Here is a 24,377-nt window from a genome sequence, read left to right on the forward strand (position 1 = left end):
CTCAGAGGTGGGTGTAGACGTCGTCGAGGGTCAGACCCTTGGCGACCATGAGGACCTGCAGGTGGTAGAGCAGCTGGGAGATCTCCTCGGCCGCGCGCTCGTCGCTCTCGTGCTCGGCGGCCATCCAGACCTCGGCGGCCTCCTCGACGATCTTCTTGCCGATGGCATGCACGCCGGCATCGAGCTGCGCGACCGTGCCCGAACCCTCCGGACGGGTCGCGGCCTTGTCGGTGAGCTCGGCGAACAGCGCGTCGAAGGTCTTCACGCGTCAATCGTACGAGGAGCGAGGTCCCGCAACGTCACGGCGGTCGCGATGGCGGCCAGGGCAGCCTCCGCGCCCTTGTCCTCGCTCGACCCCGGCAACCCGGCCCGCGCGAGGGCCTGCTCGGCGGTGTCGCAGGTGAGGACGCCGAAGCCGATCGGCACGCCGGTGCGGATGCTCACGTCGGTGAGGCCATGGGTGACCCCGCTGCAGACGTAGTCGAAGTGCGGTGTCCCACCCCGGATGACGACCCCCAGCGCGACGAGGGCGTCGTGGGTCGGCGCCAGCCGGGCGCACGCCACGGAGAGCTCGACGGTGCCGGGCACTCGCACGACCCGGACGTCGGGCAGCCCAGCCGCGGTGAGAGCCGCGAGGGCTCCCTCGACGAGTCCGTCCATCACGGCCTTGTGCCAGGAGGCCGCGACGACCGCGACACGGAGGCCGGTCCCGTCGGTCTGCACCTCAGGTGCTCCGGCCTTCATGCGCTGGCCTCCGAGGCATCGCGGGAGTCGAGGACGAGGTCGTGTCCGAGCCGGTCGCGCTTGGTGCGCAGGTAGCCCGCGTTCGTGGCGACGGGGGCCACCTGCAGCCGCTCGACCATCGTGACGTCGATGCCGGCCGCTCGCACGGCCTCGACCTTGTCGGGGTTGTTGGTGAGCAGCCGGACGGCGGTCACACCGAGGTCGTGCAGGACCGCCGTCCCCGGCGAGTAGTCGCGCGCGTCGATGGGCAGACCGAGCTCAACCTGGGCGGTGACCGTGTCAGCACCGTTGTCCTGCACGGCATACGCAGCGATCTTGTCGGCAAGGCCGACGCCGCGACCCTCGTGGCCGCGCACGTAGACGACGACTCCACCCTCGCGGGCGACGCGGCCCTGGGCACGTCGCAGCTGCGGGCCGCAGTCGCACCGCGCCGACCCGAAGACGTCGCCGGTCAGGCACTCGCTGTGGAGCCGGGTGAGCACGGGACCGTCGCCGAGGCCGCGCGGGCTGACGAGCGCGAGGTGCTCGTCGCCGGTGAGGGTGTCGCGGTAGGCGTGCACCATGAAGAGCCCGTCCGGTGTGGGCAGCGTCGTCGTCGCGTGACGCATGACCCGGTCATGGCGCTGGCGGTGCTCGACGAGCTGCTCGATCGTGATGACCGGCAGGTCGTGCTCGGCGCCGAGGTCGAGGACCGCGGGCAGTCGCATCATCGTGCCGTCGTCGTGGGTCAGCTCGGCGATGGCCCCGACCGGCTCGAGGCCCGCGAGCCGGCAGAGGTCCACGGCGGCCTCGGTGTGTCCCCGACGGACGAGCACCCCTCCGTCACGCGCCCGCAGCGGCACGACGTGACCGGGCCTGGTGAACGCGCCGGCGGTGGCCGACGGGTCGGCGAGCAGGCGCACGGTGTGGGCACGGTCGGCCGCGCTGATGCCCGTCGTCACGCCCTGCGCCGCGTCGACCGTGACCGTGTATGCCGTCCGCAACCGGTCCGCGTTGTCCCTCACCATGAGCGGCAGGTCGAGGCGGTCGGCGACCTCGGCGGTCAAGGGCGCGCAGACGTAGCCGGACGAGTGCCGGATGGTCCAGGCCATCCACTCGTCGGTGACGGTCTGCGCCGCCATGATGACGTCACCCTCGTTCTCGCGGTCCTCGTCGTCGGTGACGAGCACCGGTCGACCGGCCCGCAGCGCGTCGAGGGCGTCCTCGACGGTGGAGAGCCGGGTCATGAGTGCACCTCGGCGAGCTCGCGCTCGGGATCCTTCTCCTCGCGTGAGGCCTTGAGCCACACGGTGAAGCCGTAGAGCACCAAGGCGCCGTAGACGGCATACAGGACCGCGGACGGATAGAACTTCGAGTGCCACAGGAGCGGCACGCCGACGAGGTCGACCGCGATCCACATGAGCCAGAAGTCGTTCCAGCCGCGCGCCATCGCATAGGTCGCGAGCATCGAGCCGACGAAGATCCACGCGTCGCACCAGAAGTACCAGCGGGGGGCGGGCCATTCGGCGCCGATCGTCGCGAAGATCCACTGTCCGATGAGGACCCCACCGACCCACACGCCGAGGTAGCCCGCACGCTCGCGCATCGTCGCCCAGCGTGGGGTGATGGCGGGCGAGTCGGCTCCGCGGCTCTTGCGGTGCTGCTGCCACAGCCACCAGCCGTAGATGCTCGTGATGATGAAGAAGACCTGGCGTCCGGCCTGGCCGTAGAGCGTCTGGTGCTGCGGGTTGGCGAAGGCCACACCGAAGAAGACGGTGAAGAGCAGGGCGTTGCCGACGATGCCGGCCGGCCAGGCCCACACGCGGCGACGCATGCCACCGATCGCGGAGGCGAACCCGAAGACGTTGCCGACGATCTCGCGCCACAGGATGTGCGAACTGCCGATCGTCAGCTGGGCCTCGAAGAGCCGCTCGAGCCAGTTCATGCGAGAACCTCCGTGGTGTTGGGGCTTGCGGTGGGGTGGGTGGCGTCATGGGCGCCCGGGATGGTGAGGAGGCGCTCGACATACTTCGCGAGGACGTCCACCTCGAGGTTGACGGTGTCGCCGACGGCGCGCAGCCCGAGGGTCGTCAGGGCGAGGGTGGTGGGGATGAGCGAGACGCTGAAGGTGTCGTCGGTGAGCGCGGAGACGGTGAGGCTGACCCCGTCCACGGTGATCGACCCCTCCTCGACGACGTAGCGCGCCAGGTCGCCCGGGAGGGTGAACGTGACGACCTCCCAGTGGGCGTCGGCCATGCGCTCCACGACGGTGGCGGTGCCGTCGACGTGCCCCTGGACGATGTGCCCTCCGAACCGGCTGGAGGGCGCCATGGGGCGTTCGAGGTTGACGCGTGCGCCGGGCACCAGCGCACCGACACCGCTGCGGGACAGCGTCTCTGCCATGACGTCGACGGTGAACCAGCCGGCCTCGGCGTCGTGCTCGACGACGGTGAGGCAGACGCCGTTGACGGCGATCGACGCACCGTGCACGGCGTCGCTCGTGACGAGCGGCCCCAGGACCGTGAGGCGGGCGGAGGACTCGGTGAGGGCAAGGTCCTCGACCCGACCGAGCTCTTCGACTATTCCGGTGAACATCAGCGGGACTCCTCCAGGAGGGCGGTGATCCGGACGTCGCGACCGACGATCCGGGTGTCGGTGGGTTCCAGGCGCAGGGCATCGGCCATGGTCGTGATGCCGAGGTCGCTCACCGAGGGTCGGCCACGGCCGAGCAGCACGGGCGCGACATAGGCGACGATCTCGTCGACGAGGTGGTCGGCCATGAACGCCGCGGCAACGGTCGGCCCGCCCTCGAGCCAGACGTGGTGGACCTCGCGCCCGGCGAGGAAGGTGAGGACCTCGCGGGGGCTGCGGGTGCGCAGGTGCACGGTCTCGGCGGCGTCGTCGAACAGGTGGGCGTCGGCGGGCAGGTCGCGCTGACCCATGACGACGCGCAGGGGCTGGCGGTCGTGGAGCGTGCCGTCGGGGCGACGTGCGGTGAGCTGCGGGTCGTCCGTGAGGGCGGTCCCGGTGCCGACGATGATCGCGCCGCTGCGAGCCCGCTGCTCGTGCACGTCGGCTCGGGCCTCGGGGCCGGTGATCCACTGGCTCGTGCCGTCGGCTGCGGCGCTGCGTCCGTCGAGGGTCGTCGCGACCTTCCACGTGACCCAGGGACGGCCGGTGCGCATGAGGTGCAGCCAGCTGCGGTTGAGCGCCTCCGCCTCGGCCTCGAGGACGCCACCCTCGGTCGTGACGCCCTGCTCTTCCAGGCGGGCAGCGCCACCGGCGGCTGCACCGTTCGGGTCGCTCACGGCATACACGACGCGTGCGACTCCCGCCGCGGCCAAGGCGCGGGAACACGGTTCGGTGCGCCCGGTGTGGTTGCAGGGCTCGAGCGTGACGTATGCCGTGCAGCCTGCCGCGCGTTCGCCTGCGGTGGAGAGGGCGGCGGCTTCGGCGTGCGGGGTGCCGGCGCCCTCGTGCCAACCCTCTGCGACGAGGACCCCGTCGGGGTCGACGAGGACGCAGCCGACACGCGGGTTGGCGTCGGCTTCGGGCCCGTTGGCGGCGACGACGAGGGCGTGCAGCATCCACTGCTCGTCGCTCCTGCCGTGTCGCGTCATCGTCCTGCCCTCGTGCTCGAGACCGTGAAGTCGAGCTCCGGGGGACGTGCAGCGGGTGCCGTCGACGCATGACGCCGGACGGCGCGACCTAAGAAAGGTCCCGCTGTCGCGTGCTGCCTACCATCCGGACTCTCACCGTCGGTCTGGGAGTTCCACCCAGTCAACCGGCCGCTGGCTGCGGTCGGGTCGCGGACTGTCACCGCCGGTTCGGAATTGCACCGACCCCGGAGCACGTCACCTGTCAGTATGCCGTAGCCGCTGCCCGGAACGAACCTCTGTCCACGGTGAGGTCGCCCACCCGGCGCCGCACGTCAGCCGAAGGTGATGCCGAAGACGTCGAGCAGCCCCGGCGCGGCGTCGAGGTCGAGCCTGGCACCGGAGAAGCTTGTTCGCGCGGGGGTCGAGCGCCACGCCATGAGTGCCACGCAGGTCGGCGTCCCGCAGGTCGCTGCCGTCGAACCTGGCCCCGGAGAGGTCCGAGCCGCCGAGGTCGACCCGTCGCAGGTCCGCCTCGGTGAAGTCGACGTCCCGCAGGATGCAGTCGCGGAAGACGAACCCGGTGAGGTCCACACCGGCGAACGTCGTCCCGTCCAAGCGGGACCGCTCGAACCTCAAGGGCTGTGCGAGCAGCGACCCCGCCCCCGTGGCCGTCCAGTTGACCGCCAGCAGCTTGCACCCGACGAAGGTGCACTCGACGAAACGGGTGTCGGTCAGGGCCGTCATCGAGAAGTTGCAGCTCGTGAACGTGCACTCCTCGAAGACGCAGGCCACCAGCGCGGCGCTCTCAAAGCTGAGGCCGCTCAGCTCCTCGCCGAGAACCTCGCGACCGCGCAACGTCTCACCGGCCGCGAGCGACTCCAGCGCTTGGCCGGCCACGTCAGTGGGCGTGCTTCGTGGCGAGGGCACGGAGCTCGTCGATGGCGCTGGCCGCCGAGTCCGCGCCGTAGACCGCTGAGCCGGCGACGAACACATCGGCACCGGCCTCGGCGCACTGCTCGATGGTCGTGGCCGACACTCCCCCGTCGACCTGGACCCAGACCTCGCCGCCATGGCGCGCGACCGCCGCGCGGACCTCGGCCACCTTGGACATCTGGTCGGCCATGAACGACTGACCACCGAACCCGGGCTCGACGGTCATGACGAGCACCATGTCGAGGTCGGGCAGCAGGTCGGCGTAGGGCGCCCAGGGCGTCCCGGGCTTGATCGCCAGGCCGGCCCGCGCCCCGGCCGAGCGAAGCGTGCGCGCCAACGCCCTGGGGTCCCGCGCGGCCTCGACGTGGAAGGTCACCGACTGCGCGCCGGCCTCGGCGTAGGCGGGAGCCCAACGGTCCGGGTCCTCGATCATGAGGTGGCAGTCGATCGGGATCGGCGACACCTTGAGCAGCGACTCGACGACCGGCAGCCCCAGAGTGAGGTTGGGGACGAAGTGGTTGTCCATCACGTCGACGTGCGCCCAGTCGGCGTTCGAGATCGCGTCGAGCTCGGACTGGAGGTTGGCGAAGTCGGCGGAGAGGATCGACGGTGAGATCTGCACCCGAGCAGCCTAGGGGTGAGGGCTTCCGCGCCGGGTCAGCGCGTCTTGCGCAGCAGGGTGAAGAACATGGCGTCGGTGCCGTGGACGTGTGGCCACAGCTGCACCTCGGGCCCGTCGCCGAGGTCGTGCAGCACGGCCCCCGACGCGTCGCGGAAGAGCTCGCGGGCGTCGACGACCTCGATGTCGTCACGCTTCTTGAGGACGTCGCGCACGACGAACGTCGTCTCGGCCGGGTGCGGGCTGCACGTGGCGTAGCCGACGAGGCCACCCGGCGCGACGGCGTCGAGCGCGCTGCGCAGCAGGTCGCGCTGCAGCGGCCCGAGCTGCACGAGGTCGCTCGGCTGGCGACGCCATCGCGCCTCGGGCCGACGACGCAACGCGCCGAGTCCCGTGCACGGCGCATCGACGAGAACGCGGCCGTATGCCGCCGGCTCGGCCTCCCCGACCTCGCGGCCGTCCGCGGTGCGCACCTCGACGCGTCGCCCGGCGGCGTCGGCCAGGCCGATGACGGGTTCGAGGGTGCTGCGGACCAGGTCGGCGCGGTGGTCGCTGATCTCGACGGCGACGAGGTCGGCACCAGCCTCGACGGCGAGCGCGCCGAGGACGCCGCTCTTGCCACCGGGCCCGGCGCAGAGGTCGAGCCAGCGACTGGGGACATCGTCATCGACCGGTGCCAGGGCGAGGGCGGCCGCGAGCAGCTGGGACCCCTCGTCCTGCACCGCGGCCCGCCGGTCACGGATCGCGGCGATGGCGCCGGGCTCCCCGTGCTCGAGGACGGCACCGAACGGTGACGTCGTGCTCGCCGTGGCGCCGGCGTCGACGAGCTCCTCGACGGTCGCGAGGCCGGGGCGCGCCACGAGGCTGACCTTGGCCGGGGTGTTGTCGCTGTCGAGCAGCTCGCGCAGCTCGCCGTCGACGGTCTCGGGGTTGGCGCGCCCTCCGGCGAGGAGGGCACCGCGCATGGCAGTCACGACCCACTCGGGGTGGGAGTATTCCACCGCGAGGGCCGCCGACGAGCCACCCTCGGGGACGACCTCGGTCAGCCACTGCTCGCGGGTGCGCTCACTGACCCGGCGCATGACGGCGTTGACGAAGCCACTGGCACCCGCGCCGCTCACGGTGCGCGCAAGACCGACGGTCTGGTCGGCGGCGGCGTGCGACGGCACTCGCATGCCGAGCAGCTGGTGGGCGCCCAGCCGCAGGACGTCGAGCACCCCGCTGTCGATCTTGGCGGTCGGCCGGCTGGCCGCGCGCTCGATGACGGCGTCGTAGAAGCCCTGCATCCGCAGCGTCCCGAAGGCGAGCTCGGTCGCGAACGCGGCGTCGCGCGAGTCCAGTCGGTGGCGCCGGATGATCGCCGGGAACTCGAGGTTCGCGTAGGCACCCTCGTCGACGGCCCGGAGCAGCGTGTATGCCGCGAGGCGTGCCGGTTCGGCGTGCTTGGCCCGCTCGCTCGGCTTCTGCAGGGACCGCTGGCTGCCGCGGGGGCCCGAGCGGCCCTGCGGGCGTCGGGGCTGGGAGGAGTCGGGGGCGGGCATCAGGTCAGCGTAGTGGTGCGGCCGAGGGCCTCACCCGCGTCGATGCGCACGCCTCGAGCCCAGTCGGCTGCCGCCATGGGCTTCTTGCCAGGCGGGCGCACCTCACCGAGGGTCACGGCGCCGTTCGCCGCGCCCACGTGGACGGCGTTCTTCGTCGCGTGGATCTCCCCCGGCGTCAAGGGCACCGAGGTCTGCCGGGTGGCGAGCGCATCCTCGGGTGCAGGGACCACCGGGCCGACTCCCAGGCGCTCGCCCCGGAAGGTCGTCCAGGCACCGGGAGCCGGAGTGCACCCACGGACGTGGCGGCCCACGGCATACGCCGGTGTGTTCCAGGAGATCTCGGCGTCGGCGGTCGTGAGCTTCGCGGCGTGCGAGACACCCTCGGCGGGTTGCGGCACGGGGTGGAGGTCGCCGGTCTCGAGTCCGTCCATCGTCGCGACGAGCAGACCTGCACCGGCCCTGGCGAGCCGCTCGAGGAGGGTGCCCGACGTGTCGTCGGGGCGGATCGTCTCGGTCATGAGGCCGAGCACCGGGCCGGTGTCGAGGCCCTCCTCGATGACGAACGTCGTGGCGCCCGTGGCCTCGTCGCCGGCCATGATGGCGCGCTGCACCGGAGCCGCTCCTCGCCAGGCCGGCAGGACCGAGAAGTGCAGGTTGACCCAGCCGTGGGTGGGGATATCGAGGACGTCGCGTGGCAGCAGGGCTCCGTAGGCGACGACCGGGCACGCGTCGGGCGCGATCTCGCGCAACCGGGCCTGGAAGTCGGGCTTGCGAGGACTTGCCGGGGTGAGGACCTCGACGCCCCGTTCAAGCGCCAGCGCCTTGACCGGAGACGGGTGCAGGGTGCGGCCGCGCCCGGCACGGGCATCCGGTCGGGTGAGGACGGCCACGACCTCGTGCTCGGAGGCGAGCAGCGCCTCGAGGGAGGGCAGGGAGGTCTCGGGTGTGCCGGCGAAGACCAGCCTCATCGGATGCACCACACGTCGCTCGTCACGCGGGGCAGTCTACGAACCCGTTCCACCCCCACCACCCGCGGCCGCAGTATCGGGTCACCCGATAAAGGGCCACTGGACACGGGTTGGCAGCTCGGGTGGAGCGGCACGAAGTCGGGTCGAGCGGCCCGCCGACGCGTCAGCTCGCGGGATCGCGCGGGTCCAACCGCGCCGTCAGGGGCGCCGAGTCCTTGCGCGCGGATCGGCGCGCCCGCATGGCGGCGACCTCGGCCGCGAGCGCAGGGCCGTCGGACAGCGGGGCGCTGAGCACGAGGCGCTCGGTGTCGGCATCGACCGGCAGCGGGCCGAGGACGCGCACCGACTCCCCCAGCCGCATCTCGGCCACGGCTGCCTGGAGCGCCGACCGGGCCCCGGTCAGCGTGGCCACGCGAGCCGTCGGCGGCAGCGAGAGCTCAGTGCGCTCGCCCAGCTCACGGTCGGCGAACCATGCCGGGTCCCAGCGCACCAGCGCCTCGATCGCGGGCACCGTGGTGTGGGTCGGCACCCCGGCCAGCACCGCCACTCCTCCGGCGGCCGCGCCACGCGTCAGGGCGAGGGCATTGGCCCATCGTCGGAGCGACTCCTCGGCCGCGTCGAGGGACGGGCGGTCGAGCAGCGCCCAGGCGTCGAGGAGCAGGCTCGCGGCATACCCGTCCTCGGCCACCGGCTCGGCCCCCGGCGTCGAGATGACGAGACGCGGCCGGGAGTCCACGTGGTCGACGACGGCTCCGGCGCCCGAGGTCGTCACCGGCACGCCAGGGAACGCGCGCCCCAGCTCCTCTGCCGTGCGCCGGGCTCCCACCACCGACGAGCGAAGGCGCGGCGAGCCGCAGTTCGAGCACTCGAACCGGGTCTCGACGGCCCCGCACCAGCGGCAGGTCGGGGGCTGGCCCGGGCCGCGCAGCCCAAGGGGGCCGGCGCAGACGCCGCACCGCGCCGGGCGGCGGCAGTCCTGGCACGAGAGTGAGGGGAGGTAGCCACGACGCGGCACCTGGACGAGCACCGGTCCGCGGGCGAGGCCCTCCTTGGCCACCTGCCACGCGGCCGAGGGCAGGTGGGCACGCGCGGCTGCGGGGTCGCGGGCGAGGTCTGCCCCTTCGCCGGCGACCCGCACCCGCGAGACCGCCCGCCGCACCACGGCTCGGTCGGCCTCCAGGGGCACGAACACTCCGTCGGCACACCACCGGGCAAGGGCAGCCGTCCGCACGAAGCCGGCACTCAGCAGCGCGGCGCCCTCGATCCCGGCACGGATGCGGGCCACCTCACGGACCTGCGGGTAGGGCGCGCGCTGCTCGTCGTGGAGGTCGTCGCCGTCGTCCCACCAGGCGACGAGACCGAGGTCGCGCACCGGGGCGAACACGGCTGCCCGGGTGCCCACGACCACCCGGACGTGGCCCCTCAGAACCTTGACGTATGCCGTGTAGCGGGCCTGCGGCCCTTGGTCGGCGGTGAGGCGGACGTGGTGGCCCTTGCCGAGTCGCTCGGTGAGCGCGGACTCGACGCGTGCGACGTCGCGGGCGTCGGGGACGACGATGATGCTGCCCCGGCTCCCCTCCAGCGCCGCCGCTGCCGCGTCCGCGAGCAGCCGCGGCCAGTCCTGCGCCGGGTCGGTGGTCGGCGCGGTGAGCAGCGACGTCGCGGGCGCTCCGCCAGCGGTGAGCCGGGACAGGAAGGCGGGCCCGCCGCCATACCGGCTCCAAGCGACCGACTCGAGGGCCGGCACGGCGTCGACGTCGGGTGCGGCGAGCGCGAGCGCCTTCTCCGCCGCCGCGTGCCGGGGCGGCACGGCGAGGCGCAGCACGTCGCCGACGACACCGCCGTAGCGCCGGGCCACCTCTCGAGCGGCAGCGAGCACTGCCGGCGTGAGCACGGCTTCGGGAGAGACGACCCGCCGGATCGTCGCCAGCCTCCCCTCGTGCTCGGCGGCTGCCGCCCGCGAGACGACGAACCCGTCGAGGTCCTGCCCGGCGAAGCGCACCTTCACCCGGGCGCCGGGCACGACGTCGGCAGCCATCGCCTCAGGCACGAGGTACTCGAACGGGCGGTCGAGGTGGGCCAGTCCGGTGTCGACGAGGACGGAGGCGACCGGGTCGACCTCGGCGACGGGTTCGCCGCCGCTCATGGGCCTCGGCCGGGTGCGGGCAGTGGGCTGGATGAGCTCCAGCTGCGTCCCCTCATCCCGCTCGGTCATGCCCCGAAACTAGACGACGCGCCGGACACCGCCGGGCACGGCCCGCGTTCTCCCGGCGCCACGCAGACACCAGCGGGCCCGCCGCTCTCGTCGTGAACGAGGAGCGGCGGGCCCGGCTGGGTCGTCTCGGGTTCGTCAGCCCTTGACCGCGCGCTGGAGCTGCTCGACACGGTCGGTGCGCTCCCAGGTGAACGGGTTGTGGACACCCTCGGCCGACGTGCGACCGAAGTGGCCGTAGGCCGCCGTGGTCTTGTAGATCGGGCGGAGGAGGTCGAGCGCGTCAAGGATCGCGGCGGGGCGCAGGTCGAAGACGGAGAGGATCGCGTCCTGGATCTTGTCGGCCGGTGCCGTCTCGGTGCCGAACGTCTCGACATAGATGCCGACCGGCTGCGCCTTGCCGATGGCGTAGGCGACCTGGACCTCGCAGCGACGGGCGAGGCCCGCGGCCACGACGTTCTTGGCGACCCAGCGCGTGGCGTAGGCAGCCGACCGGTCGACCTTGGACGGGTCCTTGCCCGAGAAGGCGCCGCCGCCGTGGCGAGCCATGCCGCCATAGGTGTCGACGATGATCTTGCGGCCGGTGAGGCCGGCGTCGCCCATCGGCCCACCGATGACGAACGTCCCGGTCGGGTTGATGAGCGAGCGGTAGTCGGAGGTGTCGAGGTCCGTGCCGGACTCGGCGAGCTCGGCCAGCACCGGCGAGATGACGTGCTTCTCGATGTCGGGGCTGAGCAGGCCGTCGAGCGAGATGCCGTCGGCGTGCTGGGTCGACAGGACGACGGTGTCGAGCTTGACCGCCTTGTCGCCCTCGTAGCTGATCGTCACCTGCGTCTTGCCGTCGGGTCGGAGGTAGGCGAGCTCATCGCTCTTGCGCACCGCGGTGAGTCGCTCGGCCAGGCGGTGGGCGAGATAGATGGGGAGCGGCATGAGCTCGGCGGTGTCGTCGCAGGCGTAGCCGAACATGAGGCCCTGGTCGCCGGCACCCTGCTTGTCGAGCGGGTCGACGGCGCCGGTGCGGCTCTCGTATGCCGTGTCGACGCCCTGCGCGATGTCGGGACTCTGCTGCCCGATGGAGACCTCGACGCCGCACGAGGCGCCGTCGAATCCCTTGGTCGAGGAGTCGTAGCCGATGCCGAGAACCGTGTCGCGCACGATCTTGGGGATCTCGACGTAGGCCTCGGTCGTCACCTCGCCTGCGACGTGGACGAGCCCTGTCGTCACCATCGTCTCGACGGCGACCCGCGCCCGGGGGTCCTGCTCGATCATGGCGTCGAGGATGGAGTCGGAGATCTGGTCACAGATCTTGTCGGGGTGACCCTCGGTGACGGACTCGGACGTGAACAGGCGTGCAGCCACCCGGGATACTCCTTCATGCGGGAACGGTTCGTCGCGCCTGCGCGGCGCGACGGCCAAATCTAGCCGGTTGCGCCGGTTCATGGGAAAGCGGCCCATCAGCTGGCGAGGCACGCGCCGCGAACGCAGGCGCCGCCGCGGCGCCGAACCACTCGAGGTAGCGCGACACGCCGTGGCCAGTGCGCGCCCGCGGCGGGTCGTGCCACCTCGACCTTGCGCGGTCGAGTTCTCGGCTCAGAGGAGGGTGGCGACGACGTCCCAGACGGCGTCGGAGACCACCGCTTTGGTGGCCGGGCCGACCTCGACCGACTCCCCACCGCTGCGGCGCAGGATCGTGACGGTGTTGTCGTCGGCGCCGAAGGTCTTGTCCTGGCCCACCTCGTTGACCACGAGGACGTCGCAGCCCTTGCGCACGAGCTTGGCCCGCGCGTGATCGAGCACCGAGCCGTCGTCGTCACCGGTCTCGGCGGCGAAGCCCACGATGACCGGGCTGTCGGAGCCGCCCCGGGTCTGGACGAGCTCGGCGAGGATGTCGGGGTTGCGCACGAGGGTGATCGTCGGCGCGGAGTCGTCTCCGGTGCCGTCGACGAGGGTCGCGTGGGTCTTCTTGATCTTGGCGGGCGCATAGGACGCGGGTCGGAAGTCGGCGACGGCGGCGGCCATGACGACGACGTCGCTCTCCACGGCCGCGGCCAGGACCGCCTCACGCATCTGCAGCGCAGTCTCGACCGGGACGACCTCGATGCCGGGCAGGTCGGCTGCCGCGGACGTCACGAGGGTCACGCGGGCGCCTCGCTCGGCGGCGGCGACGGCCAGCGCGTGGCCCTGCTTGCCGGAGCTCCGGTTGCCGAGGTAGCGCACCGGGTCCAGAGGCTCGCGGGTGCCTCCGGCGCTCACGACGACGCGTCGACCGGTGAGGTCACCGCGCCGTTCCGGGGTCACCGCACCCGCACCATTTGCGGAGGCCGTCGTTCCAGCTGCCCCGTGCGCAGACGCTGCTGAGCCGGCAGCGGCAGCCGCGCGGGCGAGCTCACGCTCGCACACGGCATACAGGTCCTCGGGCTCCGGAAGGCGGCCGGGCCCGGTGTCCTTGCCGGTGAGGCGACCACTGGCCGGCGGGACGATGTGCACGCCGCGCTCGGTGAGTGTCGACACGTTGGCCTGGGTCGCGGGGTGGTCCCACATCTCCGTGTGCATGGCCGGGGCCATGACGACCGGGCAGCGAGCCGTCAGCAGGACGTTGGTGAGGAGGTCGTCGGCCTGGCCTGTCGCCGCCTTCGCGAGGAGGTCGGCGGTGGCCGGCGCGACCATGACGAGGTCTGCCTCCTGGCCGAGCCGCACGTGTGGCACGTCATGGACGCCGGTCCACACGTCGGTGCTCACGGGCTTGCCGGAGAGCGCCGCCCACGTGGGGGCGCCGACGAACTTCAGCGCGGCCGCCGTCGGCACGACGGTGACGTCGTGCCCCGCCTCGACGAGGAGGCGCAGGAGCGAACAGGCCTTGTATGCCGCGATGCCGCCCGCCACACCGAGGACGACGCGCACGGGGAGCTGCAGTCCTCGATCTTCTCTGAGGTCAGCAGACTGCCGTTGATCTCGCGCAGGGCGATGGAGAGAGGCTTCTCGTGCACCTCGGAGTCGACGAGCGGGCCGACGTACTCGAGCAGGCCGTCCTGGAGCTGCGCGTAGTAGGCGTTGATCTGGCGCGCGCGCTTGGCCGAGTAGAGGACCAGGGAGTACTTGGAGTCGGCGTGCGTGAGGAGCTCGTCGATCGGCGGGTTGGTGATGCCGATGGGGTTGGCCTTGGTGCCTGACACGGAATCAGTCTCGTTTCGTCTGGTGGGGGGTGCGCATCAATGATACGAGTTCGTCGGCCACCCGCCGAACGTCGTCGTTGACGAGGGTCACGTCGAACTCCTCGGCGGCCGCCAGCTCGGCCCTGGCCGTCGTCAGGCGCACCTCGCGCTCCTCCGGCGACTCGGTGCCGCGCCCGACCAGCCTGCGCACCAGCTCGTCCCAGCTCGGGGGGGCCAGGAAGACGAAGAGCGCGTCCGGCATCGTCTCGCGCACCTGCCGCGCACCCTGCAGGTCGATCTCGAGCAGCGCCGGCCGGCCCTGCACCAACGCGGCCTCGACGGGACCGCGCGGCGTGCCGTACTGCGCCCGTCCATGGACGGTCGCCCACTCGAGGAACTCGCCCTGGTCGACCATGCGGCCGAACTGCTCGTTGGACACGAAGTGGTAGTGCCTCCCGTCGACCTCGGTGGGGCGGGGCCTACGGGTCGTCGCGGAGACGGAGAGCCACACGTCGGGGTGGTGCTCACGCACGTATGCCGCGACGGTGCCCTTGCCGACGGCTGTCGGGCCGGCGAGCACGGTGAGCCGGGAGGTTCCTGTCACGCCTTGTCGAAGCGCACGAGCAGAGCGGAGATCTGGTTCTGGCCCAGTCCCCTGACGCGACGGCTCCCGCTGATGCCGATGTCCTCCATGAGGGCCTTGGCCTTGACCCGACCGACGCCGGGCATCGACTCGAGCAGCGCGGTCACCCGCATCTTGCCGATCACGTCGTTCGACTTCCCTTCACTGATGACCTCGCGGAGGTCACCCTGCGCGTACTTGAGGCGGTTCTTGACGGCTGCCCGCTCGCGTCGGGCCTTCGCCGCCTTCTCCAGCGCCGCAGCGCGTTGTTCAGGGGTCAGCGGCGGGAGTGCCATGGCGGAAGTCCTCCGTTTGAATCTCGACGGCGCTGCTTCTCAACGCCTGCCAACGATTTAATCACGGTCGGCCGAACTCGGCCCTGGCACGTCGGGACTGGCCCGGTGTCAAGAAGGGTCCGGGCACGGGCACAGCGACGGATTGCCGCATGAGCCGCGAGCCGGGCACGCAGTCACGACAGGCCCGGACCGTGACCCCCTCGCCTCGCCGCCGCACCGGGCCCCTCAGTGCAGGAGGCGGGCCAGGTCCTCGTTGGTGCGCGCAACCGCTGCTCGCAGGTCGGGGACGCCCGGGCCTGTGGCCAGGACCTCGCGACTGCTCGCCGGCAGGACGTTGGGCAGCGCGTCACCGAAGACGCGCCTGAGGCCGTCGGGCGTGCCGCCCTGGGCGCCGACACCCGGGGCGAGCAGGGGCCCGTTGACCGCTGCCAGGTCCAGGCCCAGGTCGTGCGCCGCTGTCCCGATCGTGGCGCCGACGACGAGCCCGGTGCTGCCCAGATCACCGCTTGCCAGGGCCCCTGCGTTCTCGGCCGCGGCCCCCACCACCATCGACTCGGCGACGCTGACGCCGTCGTGTCGCGCGTGCTGGACCGACGGGCCCTCGGGGTTGGAAGTCAGCGCGAGCACGAAGACACCACGACCGTTGCCCGCAGCCGCGTCCAGTGCCGGGCGCAGGGACTCGAACCCGAGGTAGGGACTCACCGTCAGTGCGTCTGCGGGGGCCGACGCCGAGCTGCCGAGGTAGGCCGCGGCATACGCCGACATCGTCGAACCGATGTCGCCTCGCTTGGCGTCGAGGAGGACGAGCGTGCCTGCGGCACGCAGGTCGCGGATCGCCTCCTCGAGGACCGCGATGCCAGCGGAGCCGAAGACCTCGAAGAAGGCGGACTGCGGCTTGACGATGCCCACGTGCCCGCCGAAGGCCTCGACGCACGCATCGGTGAAGGCGCGCAGCCCGTCGAGGTCGTAGGTGAGGCCCCAGGACTCGACGAGGGACTGGTGCGGGTCCAGGCCTGCGCAGAGCGGGCCGTGCTGGGTCATCGCCGAGCGGAGCCGCTGGCCGAAGGTCGCGGTCGTGGCCGGTGTGGTCATGGGGTCACCATCCTGTCGTGCGCGACCCCGACCAGCTCGGTGATCCGGGCGACGCCGTGTGACGCGGCGAGGGCCTCGAGCTCGGTGAGGACGCGCTGGGGAGCGGTCGGGTCGTTGAAGGTGGCGGTGCCGACCTGGACGCCGGTGGCACCGGCGGCGATGAGCTCGAGGGCGTCCCGGCCGGTGCGCACTCCCCCGACGCCGATGAGCGGCACCGTCTGGAACCGTCCGTCGCGCATGGCCGCGGTGACCTGCCAGAGGGCGCGGACGGCCACCGGCCGGATCGACGGGCCGGAGAGGCCGCCGGTCACGCCACCGAGCTGTGGGCGCAGGCGATCGGTGTCGATGACCATGCCGAGCAGGGTGTTGATCATCGTCAGGCCCGTGGCGCCGGACTTCACCGCCGCGTCGGCGATCGTCACGATGTCGGTGACGTCGGGGGTGAGCTTGGCGAACATCGGCACGTCACGAGGCAGCTGCTCGCGCACGAGTGAGATGACCTTGCCCGAGGCCAGCGGGTCGCAGGCGAAGACGAGTCCTCGGTTGGCGACGTTGGGACAGGAGATGTTGACCTCGACGCCGATGACGCAGTCGAACGCGTCGCTGTCGACGAGCACCTTGGCCACGTCGGCGAACTCCCCCGCCGTGTTGCCGGCGATGGAGACGAGCACGCGCGCGCCGACGGACTTCAGCCAGGGCAGGTCCTTCTCGACGAACGCGCGGATGCCGGGCCCCTGGAGGCCGATCGAGTTGAGCATGCCGGAGCTCGTCTCAGCCATGCGCGGTGTGCCACGGCCCGAGCGCGCGTCCATCATCACCGTCTTGGTGACGAACGCGCCGAGACCGGAGACGTCGAAGAAGCGGTGCAGCTCGCGCCCGTTGGCGGCGCACCCCGACGCGGTCATGACCGGGTTGGACAGGGTGCGACCGGTGAAGGTCACGGACATGTCGACAGCCATCAGTGACCCCCCACCCTCGGCGCCCCGACGGCGTCCTCCGGGACGCCACACACGCCGTCGTGGAAGGCCTCCCACCGGATGCGGTCGCCACGGAAGACCGGCCCCTCGACGCACGAGCGCACCATCGAGGTGACGCCTTCCTTGCTGCGCACCGGCATGACGCAGGTCATGCAGACCCCGACGCCGCAGGCCATCGACTCCTCGACCGCCACCTGGGCCACCGCGCCGTGCTCGGCCGCGACCCGGGTGACCGACTGGAGCATGCCCATCGGTCCGCAGGCGTAGGCCACGGGGGCGCCGGAGCGCCGGAACACCTCGGGCAGGACGTCGCTCACCCAGCCGCGCTGGCCGGTCGAACCGTCGTCGGTCGTCACGGTGACCCGATCAGCGGCCCGCCGTGCCTCGACGACACCGAAGAGCCGGTCCTCGGACGCCGCGCCGAGCACCATCTCGACCGGGCAGCCGCGCTGGCGCAGGACCTCGGCCAGCCAGAAGAGCGGCGCCGACCCGTAGCCGCCCCCGACGAGCACGCAGGGCACCGGCTCGGTGGGCAGGGGGAAGGGCCGCCCCAGCGGTGCCACGACGTCGACCGCGTCGTGCGCCCGCAGCCTCGTGAGCCACTCCGTCCCGGCGCCCTTGGCCGCGATGACGAGGTCCATCGTGCCGCCGTAGGTGCCGGACGGGCTCACCTTGTGGATGGAGAACGAGCGACGCAGGAGGTTGCCGGTCGTCGGACCGCCCACGGCCAGGGCCGCGAACTGGCCCGGGCGGGCGAGCTCGGCGACCCCGGGCGCGACGATGGTGAGGTGGTGGTAGGCGCCCACGCGACGGGTGGCGATGACCTCGCCCTGCACCTGGACGACGCCGCTGGACCGGGTCTCACTCACTTGTCGGCCACCTGCATGAGGTCGAGGTGACGCGCGTGCTCCTGGAGCGAGGTGACCGTGAGGTCCCCCCGCCGCAGGGCCTCGATCGCCTGGACCGCGGCAGCGAACTCCTGCACGGTCGTGATGAGCGGGACGTCGGCGGTGTTGGCCGCGGCCCGGATCGCATAGCCGTCGGCACGCGCGCTCTGCCCGGTCGGCGTGTTGATGACCATGGCGATCTCGCCGTCGAGGATGAGCTGGCCGATCGTCCGCGCGTCGCTGGACTCGGCATCACCCTCACGCTCGGTGATCTTGCGGATGACCTTGGCGGGAATCCCGTTGCGCCGCAGCACGTCCGTCGTCCCGGACGTCGCGACGATGTCGAATCCGAGGTCGACGAGCCGGTTGACCGGGAACAGCATCGCCCGCTTGTCGCGGTTGGCGACGGAGACGAACACCGTGCCCGCGTCAGGAAGGCCGCCGTATGCCGCGAGCTGGCTCTTGCCGAACGCGCGGCCGAACGTCGTGTCGATGCCCATGACCTCGCCGGTCGAGCGCATCTCGGGCCCGAGGAGGCTGTCGACCATGGACCCGTCGGCCTGCCGGAAGCGGTGGAAGGGCAGGACGGCCTCCTTGACCGAGATCGGTGCGTGTGGCGGCAGGTTGCCACCGTCGCCGCTGGGCGGGAGGACTCCTTCGGTGCGCAGCTCGGCGATCGTCGCGCCGAGCATGATGCGGCTCGCGGCGTTGGCCAGCGCCACACCGGTCGCCTTGGCGACGAAGGGCACCGTCCGCGAGGCACGCGGGTTGGCCTCGAGGACGTAGAGGATGTCCTGCGCCAGGGCGAACTGGACGTTCATGAGTCCGACGACGCCGATCCCCTGGGCCAGCTTGAGCGTGCTCTCGCGCACGAGCTCGATCTCGGCGTTGCCGAGGGTCGCGGGCGGAAGGGTGCAGGCGCTGTCACCGGAGTGGATGCCGGCCTCCTCGATGTGCTCCATGACGCCGCCGAGATACATCTCGGTGCCGTCGTAGAGGACGTCGACGTCGATCTCGATCGCGTCGTCGAGGAAGCGGTCGACGAGCACCGGGTGCTCCGGCGAGGCCTGCGTCGCCCGCTCGACGTAGGTGATGAGGGTGTCGTCGTCGTAGACGATCTCCATCCCCCGCCCACCGAGCACGTAGGACGGTCGCACGAGGACCGGGTAGCCGATGTCCCGCGCCACCGCGAGTGCCTCAGCGGCGCTGTATGCCGTGCCGTGCTTGGGCGCGGGCAGCTTCGCCTCCGCGAGAACTCGGCCGAAGGCCCCGCGGTCCTCGGCGAGGTCGATCGCCTCGGGCGAGGTGCCGACGATGGGCACGCCGGCGTCCTTGAGCGCGCGAGCGAGTCCGAGGGGCGTCTGTCCACCGAGCTGCACGATGACGCCCGCGATCGGGCCGGCCTGCTTCTCGGCGTGGTAGACCTCGAGGACGTCCTCGAGGGTGAGGGGTTCGAAGTAGAGGCGGCTGCTCGTGTCGTAGTCGGTCGAGACCGTCTCGGGGTTGCAGTTGACCATGACGGTGTCGTAGCCGGCGTCACGCAAGGCGAAGCTCGCGTGGACGCAGGAGTAGTCGAACTCGACGCCCTGTCCGATGCGGTTCGGGCCGGAGCCGAGGATGATCACGGCCTCCCGCTCCCGCGGCACCACCTCGGTCTCCTCGTCGTAGGAGCTGTAGTAGTAGGGCGTCTGGGCATCGAACTCGGCCGCGCAGGTGTCGACGGTCTTGAAGACCGGTCGCACCCCGAGGGCGTGACGGACCCCGCGGACGACACTCTCCGGCATACGCCGCAGCTCTGAGAGCTGGGCATCGGAGAAGCCGTGACGCTTGGCGAGCCGCAGCAGCTCCGGCGTCAGCTCGGGTGCCTCGCCGACCTCGCGGGCGATGTCGTTGATGAGCTCGATCTGGTCGAGGAACCAGGGGTCGATGCGGGTCGCCGCGTGGGTCTCCTCGACCGTGGCCCCGCCGCGCATCGCCTGCTGGACAGTGACGATCCGACCGTCCGTCGGCCGGGCAGCCACCGTGAGCAGCTCGAGCGCCTCTTCGCGGGAGGGGGTCTCGCCGCGCCAGTGGAAGGAGGACCCCTTGCTCTCCACCGATCGCAGCGCCTTCTGCATCGCCTCGGTAAAGTTGCGCCCGATCGACATGGCCTCGCCGACCGACTTCATCGTCGTCGTGAGGGTGTCGTCGGCGGAGGGGAACTTCTCGAAGGCGAACCTGGGCACCTTGACGACGACGTAGTCCAGGCTCGGCTCGAAGCTGGCCGGCGTCTCCCGGGTGATGTCGTTGGGGACCTCGTCGAGGGTGTAGCCGATCGCCATCTTGGCGGCGATCTTGGCGATCGGGAAGCCGGTCGCCTTGGACGCCAGCGCCGAGCTCCGCGAGACGCGCGGGTTCATCTCGATGACGATGATCCGGCCGTCCTGCGGGTTGATCGCGAACTGGATGTTGCAGCCACCGGTGTCGACGCCGACCTCGCGGATGATCGCGATGCCGACGTCACGCAGTCGCTGATACTCGCGGTCGGTGAGGGTGAGCGCCGGTGCGACGGTGATGGAGTCGCCGGTGTGGACGCCCATCGGGTCGAGGTTCTCGATGGAGCAGACGACCACGACGTTGTCCTTGTGGTCGCGCATCACCTCGAGCTCGTACTCCTTCCAGCCCTTGATCGACTCCTCGAGGAGGACCTCGGTCGTCGGGCTGGCCTGGAGCCCAGCGCCGGCCATGCGACGCAGCTCGGCCTCGTCGTGCGCGAAGCCCGAGCCGAGCCCGCCCATGGTGAAGGAGGGGCGCACGACCATCGGGTAGCCGAGCTGCTCGGCCGCGGCGATGCACTCGTCCATCGTGTGGGCGATGACCGAGCGGGCGCTCTCGGCGCCGCATCGCTCGACGACGCCCTTGAAGAGCTGGCGGTCCTCGCCGAGCTGGATCGCCTCGACGTTGGCGCCGATGAGGGGACAGTTGTACTTCTCGAGGACACCGTTGTCGTGCAACGCGATCGCGCAGTTGAGCGCGGTCTGCCCGCCGAGGGTCGCGAGCACCGCGTCCGGGCGCTCCTTCTCGATGATCTTCTCGACGACCTCGGGGGTGATCGGCTCGATGTAGGTCGCGTCCGCGAACTCCGGGTCCGTCATGATCGTCGCCGGGTTGGAGTTCACGAGGATGACGCGCACGCCCTCCTCGCGCAGGACCCGGCACGCCTGGGTGCCCGAGTAGTCAAACTCGCAGGCCTGCCCGATGACGATCGGGCCGGACCCGATGACCAGGACGCTGGTGATGTCGTCTCTCTTGGGCATCAGGCGCTCACCTTCTGGTGGGAGTCGAGGAGGTCGACGAACCGGTCGAACAGGTATGCCGCGTCGTGCGGTCCCGCTGCCGCCTCCGGGTGGTACTGGACCGAGAAGGCCGTGAGATCGCCTGTGCCAGAACGGACTTCGAGACCTTCGACGACGTCGTCGTTGAGGCAGACGTGCGAGACGCGTGCCCAGCCGAACTCGGTCTCGGTGTCCGTGTCGAGGGGGGCGTCGACCGCGAAGCCGTGGTTGTGAGCGGTGACCTCGACCTTGCCCGTGGTGCGGTCCATGACCGGCTGGTTGATCCCGCGGTGGCCGTACTTGAGCTTGAAGGTGCCGAAGCCCAGCGCCCGCCCGAGCAGCTGGTTGCCGAAGCAGATCCCGAAGAACGGGATCCCGGCGTCGAGCACCTCACGCAGGACACCGACCTCGTGGTCGGCGGCCGACGGGTCACCCGGGCCGTTGCTGAAGAACACGCCGTCGGGACTGATGGCCGAGATGTCGGCGAAGGTCGTGGACGCTGGGAGGACATGGACCTCGATGCCGCGCTCGGCCATGCACTGCGGCGTCATCGCCTTGATGCCCAGGTCGATCGCCGCGACGGTGAAGCGCCTCTCCCCCACCGCCTTCACGACATAGGGCTTGTCGGTGCTGACCTCCTGGGCGAGCGAGGCGCCGGCCATCCCGGGCGCGGCGGTGACGCGCTCGAGGAGGTGGGCGGACGGCATACGCGCGTCGTCGCCCGAGAAGATGCCGACCCGCATCGCCCCGCGCTCACGGAGGTGGCGGGTGAGGGCGCGCGTGTCGATGTCGCAGATGCCGACGACGCCCTGGGCGACGAGCTCGTCCTCGAGTGTGCGCTCGGAGCGCCAGCTCGAGGGGCGCAGGGCGGGGTCGCGCACGACGTAGCCGGAGACCCAGATGCGCGAGGACTCGTCGTCCTCGTCGTTCCACCCGGTGTTGCCCACGTGGGGGGCGGTCATGACGACGACCTGGCGGTGGTAGCTCGGATCGGTGAGCAGCTCCTGGTAGCCGGTCATCGCGGTGCAGAAGACCGCCTCGCCCACGGTCTCGCCGAGGCTGCCGTAGGAACGTCCGGTGAAGGTGCGCCCATCCTCGAGGACGAGGACTGCGGCTTCGCGGGGGGGCAGTGTCGTTTTCATGCGTGCTCCTGAAGCGTGGCCGTGACCCGACCGCGCAGGATGGTCGTGTGGACGGCACCGGTGAAGCCCATGCCGTGCCAAGGATTGTTGCGGGACAACGACTTCGACGCTGAGGCGTCCACCGTGTGGTGTGCGTCGGTGTCGACGAGGACGAAGTTGGCGGGAGCGCCCACCTCGGGTGCGCGGCCGTGCTCGGACAGCCCCGCGATACGCGCCGGCGACGTCGACATCCGGTCCGCCAGCGTGACGAGGTCGAGGGCTCCGTTGCGGACCATGGTGTCGTGGACGACGGCGAAGGCGGTCTCGAGGCCGAGCATGCCGAAGGCGGCGTCGACGAACGCGTGCTCCTTGTCGTGACGGGCATGGGGAGCGTGGTCGGTGGCGACCGCGTCGATGGTCCCGTCGACCAGTGCGGCGCGCAGGGCCTCGACGTCCTCGGCCGGACGCAGCGGCGGGTTGACCTTGAACGTCGGGTCGTAGCCACGGAGCAGGTCCTGCGTGAGGAGCAGGTGGTGCGGCGTGACCTCGGCGGTGAGGTCGATGCCTCGGTCCTTGGCCCAGCGCACGACCTCGACGCCCTCGGCCGTCGTCACGTGCGCCACGTGGACCCGGGACCGGGTGTGCTGGGCCAGCTGCGCGTCGCGAGCGATGATGCTCGACTCGGCGACGGCCGGCCAGCCGACCAGCCCGAGGCGACCGCTGAGCTTCTCCCTCGTGGCAGCAGGCGCTCGGCCCGGCGAGGTCTGGGTCCTGGCTGTGCTGGCTCACGACGCCACCAAAGGCTCGGACGTACTCGAGGGCACGGCGCATGACGCGCGCGTCGTGGACGCACTTGCCGTCGTCGGAGAAGACCCGGACGTTGGCGCGCGACCGGTGCATGAGGGCGAGCTCCGCGAGCTCCTCTCCGTCGAGGCCCTTGGTGACCGCCCCGATGGGCTGCACGTCGACGAGTCCGGAGGCGCGACCGAGATCGAGGACGCGCTCAGCAGCCTCCGCCGTGTCGGTGACCGGGCTGGTGTTCGCCATGGCGAGCACCGCGGTGAAACCACCGGCAGCCGCCGCGGCGGCACCGGTCGCGATCGTCTCCGCGTCCTCCCGCCCGGGCTCACGCAGGTGGGTGTGCAGGTCGACGAAGCCGGGCAGCAGGGCGAGCCCGTCGGCGTCGATCCTCTCGGTGCCCTGGGGCACATCGAGGTGGGAACCGATCTCGGCGACCTGTCCATCTCGGACCAGGACGTCCTGGGCGTCGGCACCGAGCAGTCGGGCTCCCGCGATGTGCAGGTTCGTCATGCCGCACTCCCCTCTGTGACGGGACCCACCTGGGTGGGTGAGTCGTTGCCGGCGAGCAGGTGGTACAGCACGCTCATCCGTACGGCCACACCGGCGCTCACCTGGTCCAGGACCAGACTTTGCGCGGCGTCGGCAGCGTCCGCGCTGATCTCGAGGCCACGGTTCATCGGACCCGGGTGGCAGATGACGAGGTCCGGGTTGGCGTCGGTGAGGCGAGCGAGCCGGTCGCGCGTGAGCCCGTAGCCCACGGTGTACTCGCGGGCGGTGGGGAAGAAGCCGCCGCTCATCCGCTCCTTCTGGACGCGAAGCATCATCAGCGCGTCGATCGGCCTCCCTGAACCGTCGCCCTGCAGCACCTCGTCGAGGTCGTGGCTGAGGTCGAAGCCCTCCCGTTGCGCCCAGGTCCCGATGCCGCTCGGCATGAGGGTCGGCGGAGCGACCAGGGTGACGTCGGCCCCGAGCCGGCGCAGCGAGATGAGGTTGGAGCGGACGACCCGCGAGTGGGTGAGGTCCCCCACGATGGCCACGTGCCTGCCCTCGAGCGAACCGAGCCGCTGCTCCATCGTGTAGGCATCGAGCAGCGCCTGGGTCGGATGCTCGTGCGTGCCGTCACCGGCGTTGATGACGTGGGCGTCGACCCAGCCGGCGACCTGGTGGCAGGCACCTGATGCACCGTGCCGGATGACCATGGCATCGACCCCCATGGCGTCGATGGTGCGCACGGTGTCGCGCAGCGACTCACCCTTGGAGGCCGACGACCCCTTGCCGGTGATGTTGATGGTGTCGGCGCTCATCCACTTGCCCGCGATCTCGAACGAGCTGCGCGTGCGCGTGGAGTCCTCGAAGAAGAGGTTGATGATCGTGCGTCCCCGCAGGGTCGGGATCTTCTTGACCTCGCGCTTCTGCACCTCGTGCATCTGGGTGGCCGTGGCCAGGATGGTCCGGATACCGGCCGCGTCCAGGTCGTCCATCGAGAGCAGGTGGCGCGGCATACGTGCCTGCGTCGTCGC

21 protein-coding genes, 2 pseudogenes and 1 riboswitch are annotated in these 24,377 nt (G+C 71.4%); all 23 genes and pseudogenes read right to left on the reverse strand.

Features of this window, described 5'->3' with window-relative positions; all coding sequences use genetic code 11:
* Window position 1: 1 nt before the first annotated feature.
* Complete coding sequence (locus ACZZ98_RS18650; RefSeq protein ID WP_147065431.1) at window positions 2-265, reverse strand: phosphoribosyl-ATP diphosphatase; 264 nt, start codon at window positions 263-265, stop codon at window positions 2-4.
* Window positions 262-744, reverse strand: a complete 483-nt coding sequence (gene ribH / locus ACZZ98_RS18655; protein WP_463517631.1) for a 6,7-dimethyl-8-ribityllumazine synthase — start codon at window positions 742-744, stop codon at window positions 262-264. Before ribH ends, ACZZ98_RS18650 begins: the two co-directional genes overlap by 4 nt.
* On the reverse strand, window positions 741-1,970 hold the full coding sequence (ribB, locus tag ACZZ98_RS18660) for a 3,4-dihydroxy-2-butanone-4-phosphate synthase (RefSeq protein WP_463517632.1): 1,230 nt from the start codon (window positions 1,968-1,970) through the stop codon (window positions 741-743). The genes ribH and ribB overlap by 4 nt, the downstream gene beginning before the upstream one ends.
* A complete protein-coding gene (gene pnuC / locus ACZZ98_RS18665) occupies window positions 1,967-2,668 on the reverse strand; it encodes a nicotinamide riboside transporter PnuC (protein ID WP_463517633.1) in 702 nt (233 codons plus the stop codon). The genes ribB and pnuC overlap by 4 nt, the downstream gene beginning before the upstream one ends.
* Window positions 2,665-3,318: a riboflavin synthase gene (locus tag ACZZ98_RS18670; RefSeq protein WP_463517634.1), complete on the reverse strand. Its 654-nt coding sequence runs from the start codon at window positions 3,316-3,318 to the stop codon at window positions 2,665-2,667. The genes pnuC and ACZZ98_RS18670 overlap by 4 nt, the downstream gene beginning before the upstream one ends.
* The gene (gene ribD / locus ACZZ98_RS18675) at window positions 3,318-4,343 is read right to left on the reverse strand and encodes a bifunctional diaminohydroxyphosphoribosylaminopyrimidine deaminase/5-amino-6-(5-phosphoribosylamino)uracil reductase RibD (RefSeq protein ID WP_463517635.1); all 1,026 of its coding nucleotides are present in this window, start codon (window positions 4,341-4,343) and stop codon (window positions 3,318-3,320) included. Before ribD ends, ACZZ98_RS18670 begins: the two co-directional genes overlap by 1 nt.
* A gap of 106 nt (window positions 4,344-4,449) precedes the next feature.
* Window positions 4,450-4,580, reverse strand: a riboswitch (FMN riboswitch).
* The gene (locus ACZZ98_RS18680; RefSeq protein ID WP_463517636.1) at window positions 4,578-5,219 is read right to left on the reverse strand and encodes a pentapeptide repeat-containing protein; all 642 of its coding nucleotides are present in this window, start codon (window positions 5,217-5,219) and stop codon (window positions 4,578-4,580) included. (Overlaps the previous riboswitch by 3 nt.)
* Window position 5,220: 1 nt before the next feature.
* Window positions 5,221-5,877: a ribulose-phosphate 3-epimerase gene (gene rpe, locus ACZZ98_RS18685; RefSeq protein ID WP_463517637.1), complete on the reverse strand. Its 657-nt coding sequence runs from the start codon at window positions 5,875-5,877 to the stop codon at window positions 5,221-5,223.
* 35 nt (window positions 5,878-5,912) lie between these two features.
* Window positions 5,913-7,415 (reverse strand): RsmB/NOP family class I SAM-dependent RNA methyltransferase, encoded by a 1,503-nt coding sequence (locus tag ACZZ98_RS18690; protein ID WP_463517638.1) that lies wholly within the window; start codon window positions 7,413-7,415, stop codon window positions 5,913-5,915.
* Window positions 7,415-8,383 carry a methionyl-tRNA formyltransferase gene (gene fmt, locus ACZZ98_RS18695; protein WP_463517639.1) on the reverse strand — a complete coding sequence of 323 codons (969 nt, stop codon included), beginning with the start codon at window positions 8,381-8,383 and terminating at the stop codon, window positions 7,415-7,417. The genes ACZZ98_RS18690 and fmt overlap by 1 nt, the downstream gene beginning before the upstream one ends.
* 163 nt (window positions 8,384-8,546) lie before the next feature.
* A complete protein-coding gene (locus tag ACZZ98_RS18700) occupies window positions 8,547-10,598 on the reverse strand; it encodes a primosomal protein N' family DNA-binding protein (RefSeq protein ID WP_463517640.1) in 2,052 nt (683 codons plus the stop codon).
* A 135-nt stretch (window positions 10,599-10,733) separates the two neighbouring features.
* A complete protein-coding gene (gene metK, locus ACZZ98_RS18705; protein WP_463517641.1) occupies window positions 10,734-11,954 on the reverse strand; it encodes a methionine adenosyltransferase in 1,221 nt (406 codons plus the stop codon).
* A 231-nt stretch (window positions 11,955-12,185) separates the two neighbouring features.
* Window positions 12,186-13,496, reverse strand: a complete 1,311-nt coding sequence (locus ACZZ98_RS18710) for a bifunctional phosphopantothenoylcysteine decarboxylase/phosphopantothenate synthase (protein WP_463517642.1) — start codon at window positions 13,494-13,496, stop codon at window positions 12,186-12,188.
* A 14-nt stretch (window positions 13,497-13,510) separates the two neighbouring features.
* A pseudogene (gene rpoZ / locus ACZZ98_RS18715) lies at window positions 13,511-13,768 on the reverse strand (DNA-directed RNA polymerase subunit omega); the annotation flags it as partial.
* A gap of 4 nt (window positions 13,769-13,772) precedes the next feature.
* Complete coding sequence (gene gmk / locus ACZZ98_RS18720) at window positions 13,773-14,351, reverse strand: guanylate kinase (protein ID WP_380089699.1); 579 nt, start codon at window positions 14,349-14,351, stop codon at window positions 13,773-13,775.
* The gene (gene mihF, locus ACZZ98_RS18725) at window positions 14,348-14,665 is read right to left on the reverse strand and encodes an integration host factor, actinobacterial type (protein WP_463517643.1); all 318 of its coding nucleotides are present in this window, start codon (window positions 14,663-14,665) and stop codon (window positions 14,348-14,350) included. Before mihF ends, gmk begins: the two co-directional genes overlap by 4 nt.
* 225 nt (window positions 14,666-14,890) lie before the next feature.
* A complete protein-coding gene (gene pyrF / locus ACZZ98_RS18730; RefSeq protein WP_463517644.1) occupies window positions 14,891-15,757 on the reverse strand; it encodes an orotidine-5'-phosphate decarboxylase in 867 nt (288 codons plus the stop codon).
* Entirely contained in the window at window positions 15,754-16,716 is a 963-nt protein-coding gene (locus tag ACZZ98_RS18735) for a dihydroorotate dehydrogenase (protein ID WP_463517645.1), read from the reverse strand. The genes pyrF and ACZZ98_RS18735 overlap by 4 nt, the downstream gene beginning before the upstream one ends.
* Complete coding sequence (locus ACZZ98_RS18740; protein WP_463517646.1) at window positions 16,716-17,603, reverse strand: dihydroorotate dehydrogenase electron transfer subunit; 888 nt, start codon at window positions 17,601-17,603, stop codon at window positions 16,716-16,718. Before ACZZ98_RS18740 ends, ACZZ98_RS18735 begins: the two co-directional genes overlap by 1 nt.
* Window positions 17,600-20,917 (reverse strand): carbamoyl-phosphate synthase large subunit, encoded by a 3,318-nt coding sequence (gene carB / locus ACZZ98_RS18745; RefSeq protein WP_463517647.1) that lies wholly within the window; start codon window positions 20,915-20,917, stop codon window positions 17,600-17,602. Before carB ends, ACZZ98_RS18740 begins: the two co-directional genes overlap by 4 nt.
* Window positions 20,917-22,077, reverse strand: coding sequence for a glutamine-hydrolyzing carbamoyl-phosphate synthase small subunit (gene carA / locus ACZZ98_RS18750; protein WP_463517648.1), 1,161 nt, complete (start codon window positions 22,075-22,077; stop codon window positions 20,917-20,919). The genes carB and carA overlap by 1 nt, the downstream gene beginning before the upstream one ends.
* A pseudogene (locus ACZZ98_RS18755) lies at window positions 22,074-23,367 on the reverse strand (dihydroorotase). The gene carA and the pseudogene ACZZ98_RS18755 overlap by 4 nt, the downstream one beginning before the upstream one ends.
* A complete protein-coding gene (locus ACZZ98_RS18760) occupies window positions 23,364-24,359 on the reverse strand; it encodes an aspartate carbamoyltransferase catalytic subunit (protein WP_463517816.1) in 996 nt (331 codons plus the stop codon). The pseudogene ACZZ98_RS18755 and the gene ACZZ98_RS18760 overlap by 4 nt, the downstream one beginning before the upstream one ends.
* Window positions 24,360-24,377 lie beyond the last annotated feature (18 nt).

Source organism: Knoellia sp. AC549 (genome assembly GCF_979258975.1).

What these genes read in the sequence shown, in the direction of transcription:
- fmt (WP_463517639.1), bottom strand. Translation starts at nt 8,383, where the DNA reads ATGAGGCTGGTCTTCGCCGGCACACCCGAGACCTCCCTGCCCTCCCTC.
- ribB (WP_463517632.1), bottom strand. Translation starts at nt 1,970, where the DNA reads ATGACCCGGCTCTCCACCGTCGAGGACGCCCTCGACGCGCTGCGGGCC.
- pyrF (WP_463517644.1), bottom strand. Translation starts at nt 15,757, where the DNA reads ATGACCACACCGGCCACGACCGCGACCTTCGGCCAGCGGCTCCGCTCG.
- carA (WP_463517648.1), bottom strand. Translation starts at nt 22,077, where the DNA reads ATGAAAACGACACTGCCCCCCCGCGAAGCCGCAGTCCTCGTCCTCGAG.
- ACZZ98_RS18760 (WP_463517816.1), bottom strand. Translation starts at nt 24,359, where the DNA reads ATGCCGCGCCACCTGCTCTCGATGGACGACCTGGACGCGGCCGGTATC.
- ribH (WP_463517631.1), bottom strand. Translation starts at nt 744, where the DNA reads ATGAAGGCCGGAGCACCTGAGGTGCAGACCGACGGGACCGGCCTCCGT.
- ACZZ98_RS18700 (WP_463517640.1), bottom strand. Translation starts at nt 10,598, where the DNA reads ATGACCGAGCGGGATGAGGGGACGCAGCTGGAGCTCATCCAGCCCACT.
- carB (WP_463517647.1), bottom strand. Translation starts at nt 20,917, where the DNA reads ATGCCCAAGAGAGACGACATCACCAGCGTCCTGGTCATCGGGTCCGGC.
- ACZZ98_RS18690 (WP_463517638.1), bottom strand. Translation starts at nt 7,415, where the DNA reads ATGCCCGCCCCCGACTCCTCCCAGCCCCGACGCCCGCAGGGCCGCTCG.
- pnuC (WP_463517633.1), bottom strand. Translation starts at nt 2,668, where the DNA reads ATGAACTGGCTCGAGCGGCTCTTCGAGGCCCAGCTGACGATCGGCAGT.
- ACZZ98_RS18670 (WP_463517634.1), bottom strand. Translation starts at nt 3,318, where the DNA reads ATGTTCACCGGAATAGTCGAAGAGCTCGGTCGGGTCGAGGACCTTGCC.
- ACZZ98_RS18735 (WP_463517645.1), bottom strand. Translation starts at nt 16,716, where the DNA reads ATGGCTGTCGACATGTCCGTGACCTTCACCGGTCGCACCCTGTCCAAC.
- mihF (WP_463517643.1), bottom strand. Translation starts at nt 14,665, where the DNA reads ATGGCACTCCCGCCGCTGACCCCTGAACAACGCGCTGCGGCGCTGGAG.
- ribD (WP_463517635.1), bottom strand. Translation starts at nt 4,343, where the DNA reads ATGACGCGACACGGCAGGAGCGACGAGCAGTGGATGCTGCACGCCCTC.